6 protein-coding genes are annotated in these 12,092 nt (G+C 36.9%); all 6 read left to right on the top strand.

Annotated features, from left to right (window positions below):
• The first annotated feature begins 6 nt into the window (after positions 1-6).
• Positions 7-876 (top strand): hypothetical protein, encoded by an 870-nt coding sequence (locus tag DMB65_RS13430; RefSeq protein WP_230470677.1) that lies wholly within the window; start codon positions 7-9, stop codon positions 874-876.
• 133 nt (positions 877-1,009) lie between these two features.
• Positions 1,010-3,496 carry a glycoside hydrolase family 2 TIM barrel-domain containing protein gene (locus DMB65_RS13425; RefSeq protein ID WP_110307145.1) on the top strand — a complete coding sequence of 829 codons (2,487 nt, stop codon included), beginning with the start codon at positions 1,010-1,012 and terminating at the stop codon, positions 3,494-3,496.
• 123 nt (positions 3,497-3,619) lie between these two features.
• Positions 3,620-6,019, top strand: a complete 2,400-nt coding sequence (locus tag DMB65_RS13420; protein WP_110307144.1) for a glycoside hydrolase family 31 protein — start codon at positions 3,620-3,622, stop codon at positions 6,017-6,019.
• Between the two features lie 77 nt (positions 6,020-6,096).
• Positions 6,097-8,103, top strand: a complete 2,007-nt coding sequence (locus tag DMB65_RS13415; protein WP_110307143.1) for a glycoside hydrolase family 97 protein — start codon at positions 6,097-6,099, stop codon at positions 8,101-8,103.
• A 103-nt stretch (positions 8,104-8,206) separates the two neighbouring features.
• Positions 8,207-9,763: a GH39 family glycosyl hydrolase gene (locus DMB65_RS13410; protein ID WP_110307142.1), complete on the top strand. Its 1,557-nt coding sequence runs from the start codon at positions 8,207-8,209 to the stop codon at positions 9,761-9,763.
• 100 nt (positions 9,764-9,863) lie between these two features.
• Positions 9,864-12,092, top strand: coding sequence for a glycoside hydrolase family 3 C-terminal domain-containing protein (locus DMB65_RS13405; protein WP_110307141.1), 2,229 nt, complete (start codon positions 9,864-9,866; stop codon positions 12,090-12,092).

The following is a 12,092-nucleotide window of genomic DNA, read 5'->3' as shown; positions in this document are numbered from 1 at the left end:
ATGATTATGAAACGTATACTATATATTTTAATAGCTGCCGTAACCATCGGTTCATTAATGTTTTCATGTGAACCTGTTGAAGATCGCGAGAGTTTGCCTGCAATAGGGCTTACACCTGAAACAATTAAGTTTTCTGTAACACAGAATACTTCAAAAACTAATGAAGTAATTTTAAAAAACGAAGACCCTGCTGTAATTCCATATTGGAAATATGTAGACGGAAATGGAAATGAATTAGGGCATTCTAACAAAAACGAGGATAAAATTACTTTTCCTTTTGCAGGTAAATACACTGTTTATTATACTGCTTATACAAGAGGAGGAGCTATAGATGCTGCTCCTGTAACTGTTAATATCGCTCAAAATGACGATACTTATTTTAGTGACGAGAGATGGAATTTACTAACCAACGGAGTTAATGGTAAAACATGGGTTTTATACATGACGGCACCTCTTGAGTTTATTGGAAAACCGGCATCTTACCAAAATATTGCAGTAAGTGGACATGGATGGTGGCCAAATCTTTCTGATATTTCATGGGCAGGTTTAGAGAATAAAGATTGGGGAGAAATTACTTTTGATCTTAATGGAGGTTATAATGTTACAGTAAAACAAACTGATCCAACAGCAGGAAGTACTGTGCAAACAACTAAAATAGGAACTTTTAATTTTAACCTTACAACTGGTTCAACAAACGATAGAATTGCTTTTAACGGAGGGGCAGAAATGCTGCATCCAAGCGGATCAAGCTATTTTAGTTCTTCATTTAGTTTTACTAATGTGCAAATTGTAGAACTTACCGAGACAACTTTGGCTTTTATAGCTATTAGATCAGACGGTGATTATTTGATTTACCATTTAGTAGTAAAACAATAATAGTTTAATTTGAAAAGTCTCAGTTTCAAAACATTTCTAATGTTTTAAAACTGAGACTTTCAATATTTCAGGTTAGAGAAGAAATTGTAAACTTTATCTTTAACTTAGTATTTACAAAAGAAATACAGTACCAATGAATAAAAGAAAATATTTTAGCAGCGGGTTATCATTATTAATGTTAGTCGTAGTCATTTTATTTGATTCCTGCAACAATAAAGAAGAGGCTTTTAGCAATCGAAAAGTTTCTTTTAATTCAGACTGGAAATTTCATTTAAATGATAGCATAATTGACAAAGATACCATTGGAGTTTCAACTAAATGGAAAACATTAAATGTTCCCCATGACTGGAGCATCGAAACAAAATTCAATGAAAAAAGTCCCGCCGGATATGGTGGAGGATCGCTTAATGGAGGCTTAGGCTGGTACAAAAAAACATTTAAAGTAGCTGTGGCAGACAGCGCAAAAACAACTTCGATCACTTTTGACGGTGTTTACAAAAACAGTGAAGTCTGGATAAACGGACACTATTTAGGAAAACGTCCAAACGGATATATTGGTTTTCAATATGATATGTCACCTTACTTAAATTACGGAGACAAAAACAACGAAATAATTGTTAAGGTTGACAATACAAAACAACCTAATTCACGCTGGTATTCTGGTTCAGGAATTTTTAGAAATGTCTGGATCGAAACCACAGACAAATTACATGTTGAACATTGGGGAACTTATGTTATAACCCCAAAAGTTACAGCCGAAAAAGCTTCGGTAGAAGTTGAGACTACGATTCAAAATCAAAATTCAACTTCAAAAAATGCAACAGTAACCACTACTATTTTTAAAGAAGACAATAAAGTAACATCGGTTACCCAAGACATAACGATTGGCGCAAATACCAATCAAACAATTAAACAAAAAGCACAAGTTGAAACGCCAGTTTTATGGTCTGTTGAAAAACCTGAATTGTACACAGCAGTTACAGAAATTTTGGTAGACGATAAAATTGTAGATCAATACAAAACCAATTTCGGAATCAGAGATTTTAAATTCGATTTGAACAAAGGTTTTATTTTAAACGGAAAAAAAGTCAAAATAAAAGGCGTTTGTATGCACCACGATTTGGGGCCATTGGGTTCTGCAATCAACACACGCGCAATCGAACGTCAGTTAGAAATCCTGAAAGAAATGGGTGTAAACGGAATCAGGACTTCTCACAATCCGCCCGCTCCGGAACTTTTGGATCTTTGTGACAAAATGGGTTTCATTGTCATGGATGAAGCATTTGATATGTGGAAACAAAACAAAACCAAATACGATTATGCAAATGACTGGCACGAATGGCACAGACAAGATTTAGCAGATCAATTACGCCGTGACCGCAATCATCCAAGTATTTTTATATGGAGTATCGGAAACGAAATTCCGGAACAATGGAACGAAACAGGTATTGAAATTGCCAAAGAATTAGTCGCAATAGTACGCATCAATGATAAAACACGACCCATTACTGCAGGAATGAATCCGCCTGTAAATATGAATATCGATGCTGTAACTTTACAATTTGAAAAAAAGAATGTTTCGGTTAATCCGCTTGCAGGATCTGGTGTTTTAGATTTAATCGGATACAATTATGCGCATCAGACTTTCGAACATCATTTGAAAAACTTCCCAAATACACCTTTCATCGCAACTGAAACGACTTCAGGTTTACAGACAAGAGGGTATTATGACGCCGTTTCAGATACGATCAAAAAATGGCCGGTACAATGGGATCTTAAATTTAAAGGAGGAAACCCGAACAACACCGTTTCAGCTTACGATCAGGTGCAAACGCCTTGGGGATCTACGCATGAAGCAACCTGGAAAATTATAAAAAAACATGATTTCTTAGCCGGAATGTATGTTTGGACAGGTTTCGATTACATTGGAGAGCCAACTCCGTACGAATGGCCATCGGTAAGTTCGTATTTCGGGATTGTCGATTTAGCCGGTTTCCCAAAAGACGTGTATTATATGTACCAAAGCGAATGGACAAATAAAACGGTTCTTCATGTTTTTCCGCATTGGAACTGGAAATCCGGGCAAACCGTAGATGTTTGGGCATATTACAATAATGCCGATGAGGCAGAACTTTTTTTAAACGGAAAATCAGTTGGAAAGAGAAGCAAAAAAGGAGACGATCTGCACGTTATGTGGAGAATTCCTTTTGAAGCAGGAACTCTGAAAGCAGTTTCCCGCAAAAACGGAAAAGTGGTTTTAGAAAAAGAAATCAAAACTGCAGGAAACCCTTCAAAATTAAAACTGACTGCTGACAGAAGTACGATCAAAGCAGATAAAAATGATCTCTCTTTTGTAACCGTTGATATTTTGGATGCCAACGGAACTCTGGCTCCAAATGCCAATAATGAAATTCATTTTTCATTAAAAGGAAGCGGAAAAATAGTAGGCGTTTGCAGCGGTGATCCGGTAAGTCACGAATCATACAAAGCAACAAAACATACTGCTTTAGCCGGAAAATGTCTGGTCATCGTTCAGTCTGGAGATAAATCAGACAGATTGGAATTAACCGCTAAAGCGAATGGACTAAAACAAGCCACAATTGTAATTACAACTGAATAACGAGTCACCATTCCTGCAAGGTTTTCAAAATTTTGTAGGTATAAATTATAAGTTTCAAATAAATAAAAACCTACGAGGTTTTCAAAACCTCGCAGGAAAACTAACATCTAGAATTATTAACCAATGAAAAACTCACAACTAACCGCATTGTTTTCGGCTTTTATGCTTGGATTTGTTCTGACGCCAAAAGCATCAGCTCAAATTCAGAACGCAGATGTGCTGAATGCACCAATAGATATCAGCAAAGATTTTCAGAATTATCTGAACACTTTTTATTTCGCTGATGAATTGGCTTCTTTTGATCCTGTAACAGGAAAAGGAACTATAAAATATTTGAGATACAATTACAAAACGCGTCAGGCTTTTAACAACATGATGATGAAACCTGATGCGGAAAAACCAAATGAATTCCCGACAACAGAATATGAGGTTTCTCCAGTGTTGCCGTTCGAAATTCAGTTTGTATCAGACAGAACCATCCGTATCAAAACTACTTCAGGGCCGCAATTTAACCCACAAAAAGAATCTCTGATGCTGATTAACGGAGTTGCGCCAAATCACCCGGAGTTATGGAAATATTCTAAAATTGAAGGAGGTCATAAATACACCAGCAGACACGGAGTTGTTGAAATTTTGACAAAACCATGGCATGTAAAAATTTACGATGAAAAAGGAAAATTGCTCACTAGTACGCTTCACGATACCGACTTTAAAAATACGTACACACCAACACTTCCGTTTTCTTATGTTCGCAGAAACAGCGATTATTCCAGAAGTATGGGCGCAGCGTTCAGTTTAGAACCTGATGAAAAAATATTTGGTTGTGGAGAATCTTTCACGCAGTTCAACAAACGCGGTCAAAAAGTAGTTTTATGGACAGATGATGCGAATGGAATCCAAAATGAAACGATGTACAAACCGGTTCCTTTTTATATGAGCAGCCGCGGTTACGGAGTTTTCATGCATCATTCAACACCCATTACAGTTGATTTTGGAAAATACTTTGGAAGTGCCAACGAAATGTACATTGGCGATGATGAAGCCGATTTGTTTTTCTTCATCGGCGAACCAAAAGATATCTTAGACCAATACACTGATTTGACTGGAAAAGCAGCCATGCCTCCACTTTGGTCATTTGGTTTCTGGATGAGCAGGATTACTTATTTCTCAGAAAAAGAAGGCCGAGAAGTAGCAAAAGATCTTCGTAAATATAAAATTCCAACCGATGTTATTCACTTTGATACCGGCTGGTTTGATGTAGACTGGAGAAACAATTACGAGTTTGCAAAATCCCGTTTTCCGGATGCAACCAAAATGATGTCTGATTTAAAAGACGATGGTTTTCATGTATGTCTTTGGCAATTGCCTTATTTCACTCCAAAAAATACATTGTTCAATGAAATCATGGACAAAAATCTGGCAGTAAGGGACAGAAAAGGAAATCTGCCTTATGAAGATGCTGTTTTAGATTTCTCAAATCCTGAAACGATTTCGTGGTACCAGGGAAAATTGAAAAAATTATTTGATGAAGGCGTTTCAGTTTTTAAAGTAGATTTTGGAGAAGCTGCTCCGCCGGACGGAATTTACCATTCAGGAAGAACAGGATTTTATGAACACAATTTATATCCATTAAGATATAATAAGGCTGTTGCCGAAATTACCCAAAAAGAAAAAGGATATACTTTAATCTGGGCAAGAAGTACATGGGCAGGATCACAGCGCTATCCGTTACATTGGGGCGGTGATGCCGAAACGACTAACGGAGCCATGTCAGCTGAATTACGTGGAGGACTTTCATTAGGACTTTCCGGTTTTAGTTTCTGGAGTCATGATGTGGGTGGCTTTGCTACAAAATCTCCTGAAAATTTATACAGAAGATGGGCACCCTTCGGAATGTTTACTTCACACGTAAGAAGCCACGGAGAACCACCCCGCGAACCTTGGTTGTACAGCAAAGATTTCCTTGAAGGATTTAGAAAAGCAGATAATATGCGTTACGAATTAATGCCATACATCTACGCTCAGGCAAAAGAAAGTTCTCAAAAAGGATTGCCAATGATGCGCGCTTTGTTTGTAGAATATCCAAATGATCCGGGAGCATGGTTAGTCGATAATGAATATTTATTTGGATCCAGTATGCTGGTTGCACCGCTTTTTGAAGAAGTTGAAGAGAGAGACGTTTACCTTCCGGCAGGGACATGGATTGATTATCAGACTAAAAAAGTATACGAGGGAGGATGGCATAAAATTAAAGCCGGCGAAGTACCAATTGTAGTTTTGGTCAGAGATGGTTCTGCTATCCCACATATTGCATTGGCACAATCTACCAAAGATATGGACTGGAGCAAATTAACCCTAAAAGTATTTGCAAGTGACAAAACCACTTCGGCGAAAGCCAAAATATTTTTACCGGATGGAGATACTGTTCAGGAAATTACAGTTACTAAAAAAGGAAATACTTTGGATGTAACACCAAATACCTTAAACGGAAAAACCACTTTTAAAACCGAGTGGCTAAAATAGGTTTTGTTAGAGTTAGTTTTATAAATCGGGTGAAATCTGTGTCATCCGATTTATTTATAAAGAATAAATGAAATACCATGAAAAATTACTTTGTACTTCCTGCTGTACTGTTCTCAATTACCTTTGGATACAGCCAGAAAAATAAAAATGCCTACGAACTTGCTTCGCCAAACGGACAAAATAAAATCAAATTTGAACTGGTAAAAAATGCTCCAAAGTATACCGTTTCTCACGGAAAAACAGAAGTGATTACGCCGTCTGATATGGGTTTTTTATTGAAAGGGAATGAAGATCTAAGCACGAATTTTGAAATCAAAGGAGCTAAAACTTCCACTTTCGATGAAACGTGGGAACAGGTTTGGGGAGAAAAGAAAAACATCAGAAATCACTACAATCAGTTAATTGTTGATTTACAGCAAAAAACAGGAAACAAAAGAAAGTTGCAAATTCAGTTTCGTGCTTTTGATGACGGGGTTGCTTTTAGATATGTTTATCCAAAACAAAATGTAAAAGACAGTATTTTCATTACGGATGAAAAAACGACTTTCAACTTAAAAGAAGATGGAAAAGCCTGGTGGATTCCTGCAAACAGAGAAAACCGTGACGAATATTTGTTTGAAGCGGCACCGGTCAGTAAATTAGATACGGTTCTGACACCGCTTACAATCGAAAGTAAAAGCGGATTGTCCTTAAGTTTTCATGAAGCAAACCTGATCGATTTTGCCAGTATGACTTTGGTAAATAATAAAGGAACAGAACTAAAATCAGATTTAGTGCCTTGGCCTGATGGCGTAAAAGTTCGTGTAAAAGATACTTTTACTTCATCCTGGAGAACGATCCAGATTGGAGAAAATCCGGGAGAATTAATTACTTCTTATTTGGTTTTAAATCTGAATGAACCAAACAAATTAAAAAATACAAACAGCTATTTCAAGCCGTATAAATATTTAGGAATCTGGTGGGGAATGCACATCGGAAAATATACGTTCTGGGAAAGCGATAAACAAGGCGCAACTACCAAACACGCTGAAGAATATATTGATTTTACTGCCAAAGAAGGTTTTAATCATTTACTAATCGAAGGATGGAATAAAGGTTGGACACCGGGCTGGTATGAAAACCGTATGCACATGTTTAGCTTCACGAAAAATGCCGACAATTTCGACCTTGAAAAAGTAGTTGAATACGGAAAGAAAAAGAACATCGAATTAATCGGATATCACGAAACGGGTTCGAACTTAATTAACTACTTAAAAGAAGTCGACGAAGGTTTTGCTTTGTACAAAAAATTGGGAATCCATACGGTGAAAATTGGTCACGTAGGTTCTAAATTAAACATGAAACAAATGCACTTCGGACAATTTGGAGTGAACTATTTCAGATATATTTTAGAAAAAGCAGCACAATATGATCTAGCAGTTTTATACCACGAATCAATTAAAGATACAGGAGAACGCAGAACTTTTCCAAACATGGTTTCAAGAGAAGCGGCAAGAGGTCAGGAATACAATGCCTGGAGTGAAGGAAATCCGCCAAATCACTTAAGCATTATTCCGTTTACAAGATTACTTTCCGGACCAATGGATTTTACACCTGGAATTTTCGATGTTGAGGTAAAACAAGGATACCCGGGAAAAAGAATTCAGGGAACGGTGGGGCAGCAATTGGCATTGTATGTAGTACTTTATTCTCCTATTCAAATGCTAGCCGATCTTCCTGAAAATTACGAAGGAAAACCAGCTTTACAATTCCTAAAAGACGTTCCGACAGATTGGGAAGATACCAAAATCATAGAAGGTAAAATTGGTGAATACATCACAACGGCAAGAAAAGACAGAAACAGTGCCGACTGGTATTTAGGAACTTTAACAAATGAAAATCCAAGAAACGTAAATGTTTCATTATCATTTTTAGATCCAAATGCAACTTACGAAGCACAGATTTATGCTGATGCTGAAGGAACAGATCAAAAACACAATCCGGAAGCAGTAGCAATTTCGAAGAAAACAGTAAAATCTACAGACTCGCTGAAATTAAATTTAGGAGGAGCTGGAGGAGGTGTGGTGAGATTTAAGAAATTGTAATTGAGTTAGAAGTTAAATGTTAGATGTAAAAAGTCAAACCTGTATAGATACGGTAGAGACGCACAGCAGTGCGTCTAACATTTAGAATTAAAACCATTTCAAGATGAAAAAACTTTTAATAATAATAGTTTTAATTAGTTCAATCCATTTGTTTGGACAAGACCGAACCATAAAAGTAGATTTCAATAAATCTTCCGGAAAATTAAACACCATGTTCAAAGAATGCATTGGTGCCGGAAGAGCAAATGAAGGTTTACGTGCAGATTGGCAGCAGCAATTGGCAATGGTAAAAAAAGAATGTGATTTTAAATACATCAGAATGCATGGTTTACTGACTGATGATATGGCGGTTTACAGAGAAGATTCTAAAGGAAATCCGGAATACAATTACCAATACGTGGATGTTTTGTTTGATTTTATTGTGAGTCTGAAAATGAAACCATTTGTAGAATTAGGTTTTATGCCCAATGCACTGGCAAGCGGAAGTGAAACGATTTTCTGGTGGAAAGGAAATGTGACACCTCCAAAAGATTATAAAAAATGGGAAGATTTGATTCGGAATCTAACAGCGCATTTTACAGAAAGATACGGAGTAGAAGAAGTCAAAACATGGTATTTTGAAGTCTGGAACGAACCGAATCTAACGCCCGGTTTCTGGACAGGTACACAGGCGGAATATTTTAAATTATATGATTATGCAGCCAGGGGTATCAAAGCTGTAAATAAAGATTATAAAGTAGGCGGTCCGGCAACAGCCGGTGCTGGGTGGGTTCCGGAGACAATTGGATTTGCGGCTAAAAATAATGTTCCGCTGGATTTTATTTCGACACATACTTATGGAGTAAATCAGGGTTATCTGGACGAATTTGGAACCTCCGGAACTGTTTTGAGTCCAGACGTAAACAGCATTAGCGGGGATGTCATCAATTCGCGTAAGCAGATCACCAATTCGGTTAAACCAAATCTGGAATTACATTACACAGAATGGAGTTCATCTTATACACCGTCAGACCCTATTCACGACAGCTACCATTCGGCAGCGTATATTTTACAGAAATTAAAACAGGTTGGCAATGCGGCGAACTCAATGTCGTACTGGGTTTTTACGGATATTTTTGAAGAAGCAGGCCCTAGATTTACGCCTTTTCACGGAGGTTTTGGTTTGCTAAATACACAGGGGATTAAAAAACCGGCCTACTTCTCTTATTTATTATTAAACAAATTAGGAGAAACAGAACTTCAAAATACGGATAAAGCTTCATGGGCAGCTAAAAATGCAAAAGGAGAATTTCAGCTTTTATTTTGGGATTTTACCAATACACATCCGGGTGACAAAGTCTGGAATCAGACTTATTACGTCAAAGATTTGCCTTCAAAAGAAAAAGGAAAAGTAAAAATTGAAATTGAAGGACTGCAAAAAGGGAAATACATTCTGGAAATCTACAAAGTAGGCTATAAATCAAATGATGCTTATGCAGATTATTTGGCTATGAATAAACCAAATCAGCTGACACGTGATCAGGTAAATTCAATCAAAGAAAAAAATAACGGCAGCCCTGTTGCCTCAGAAAAAATAAACATCGATTCCAAAGGAACTTTTAGTAAAGAAATTAAAATCAATGAGAATGATGTCTTCATGATGAATTTTGTAAAACAATAATTTTAAAATAAACATACAGCAAAACATAAAATAAATTTAAACACCACGATTTTAAAATTTTAGTGAGGATGAGATTTTAAATCTAATAATGAAATGATCTATGAAAAACAAAATTTTACAACTGTCGGCATTCATGATATTTCTGGTTTTTACTTCCGGTAAAAACTATGGACAGAATTCAGTCCCTGCTCAAAAAGCATATATTGGTAAGGGAATAGGGACAGGCTTTGATGCAAAAATTGACAAGTTAATTTCTCAAATGACACTCGAGGAAAAAATAGGAATGCTGCACGGCAATAGTATGTTTAGTAACGGAGGTGTAAAACGTCTGGCTATTCCTGAACTCAAAATGGCTGATGGACCGTTAGGGGTTCGTGAAGAAATTTCCCGTGATAATTGGTCTCCGGCAGGGTTAACCAATGATTTTGCAACCTATTATCCGGCCGGAGGCGGTTTGGCTGCAACGTGGAATGTAGAGATGGCGCACAAATTCGGAGCCAGTTTAGGTGAAGAATTGCGTGCCAGGGATAAAGACATGCTGCTTTCTCCAGCCATTAATATTGTAAGAACACCACTTGGCGGAAGGACTTATGAATACATGTCTGAAGATCCATTTTTAAATAAAAAAATTGCTGTGCCTTTAATCGTAGGTTTACAGGAAAAAGATGTTATGGCGTGTGTCAAACACTATGCAGCTAATAATCAGGAAACCAACCGTGATTTTGTAGATGTACAAATCGATGAACGAACACTTCGTGAAATTTATCTTCCGGCTTTTGAAGCTTCTGTAAAAGAAGGAAAAGCCTATAGTATAATGGGGGCTTACAACAAATTCAGAGGAGAATATTTGTGCGAGAATGATTATATGCTCAATAAAATCCTTCGCGATGAATGGGGATTCAAAGGTGTTGTAGTTTCAGATTGGGCTGCGGTACATTCTACCGCAAAAACTTTAAAAAATGGTTTAGATATTGAAATGGGAACACCAAAACCATTCAACGAATTTTTTCTTGCTGATAAATTAATTGCAGCAGTAAAGTCCGGAGAAGTTTCGGAAACAGAAATTAACCTGCATGTAAAACGTATTTTAAGAACCTTATTTCAGGTAAAAGCGATAGATGGGGGAAATCGTGCTAAAGGAAGTATTGCCACTGAGGCACATTATCAGGATGCATACAAAATTGCGGCTGAAGCAATAGTTTTACTTAAAAACGAAAACAATGCACTGCCTTTAAAATTAGACGGACTTAAATCTGTTGCCGTAATTGGAAACAATGCAACCAAGAAAAATGCACTGGGCGGATTTGGCGCAGGTGTAAAAACCAAAAGAGAAGTTACTCCTCTTGAGGGATTGCAAAACCGTCTGCCTTCATCAGTTAAAATTAATTATGCTGAAGGATACTTAGAACGTTACGAAGAAAAAAATAAAGGAAATTTAGGAAATATTACATCTAGTGGTCCGGTAACAATAGATCAATTAGATGAAGCTAAATTACAGGAAGCGGTAGAAGCTGCTAAAAATTCTGATGTGGCTATCATTTTTGCAGGTTCAAATCGTGATTATGAAACCGAAGCTTCAGACCGAAGCGATTTACACTTACCATTCGGACAAGAAGAATTAATCAAAAAAGTATTAGCCGTTAATCCTAAAACCATTGTGGTTATGATTGCCGGAGCTCCCTTTGATATTAATGAAGTAAGCAAAAAAACTTCGGCTTTAGTCTGGAGCTGGTTTAATGGTTCTGAAGGTGGAAATGCTTTGGCTGATGTACTGTTGGGGAAAGTAAATCCATCAGGAAAATTACCATGGACAATGCCCAAAAATCTTATGGACTCTCCTGCGCATGCAACAAACAGTTTTCCGGGTGACAAAGCAGTAAATTACGCTGAAGGAATTCTAGTAGGATATCGTTGGTTTGATACTAAAAATATCACTCCATTATACCCTTTTGGGTTCGGATTGTCCTACACCACATTTGCTTTCGATAATGCAAAAACAGACAAAACCTCCTATGCTGTAACGGAAACAATTACTGTTTCTGTGGACGTTAAAAACACCGGAAAAGTTGACGGAAAAGAAGTGGTACAATTGTATACATCTAAATCTGACTCAAAAATTACACGTGCTGTACAAGAATTAAAAGGGTTCCAAAAAACAGATGTAAAAGCAGGATATTCAAATACAATAAAAATTAAAGTTCCGGTTAAAGAGTTGGCGTATTACGACGTAGCTTCAAAAAAATGGACAGTTGAGCCAGGAAAATATATTTTGAAACTTGGAAATTCTTCAAGAGACATCAAAAAAGAAATTGTTGTAACAATTAAGTAA

It is taken from the genome of Flavobacterium cheongpyeongense (assembly GCF_003202435.1).
In the GTDB taxonomy this organism is placed as follows: domain Bacteria; phylum Bacteroidota; class Bacteroidia; order Flavobacteriales; family Flavobacteriaceae; genus Flavobacterium; species Flavobacterium cheongpyeongense.
This window is presented reverse-complemented; position numbering and strand designations above follow the sequence as displayed.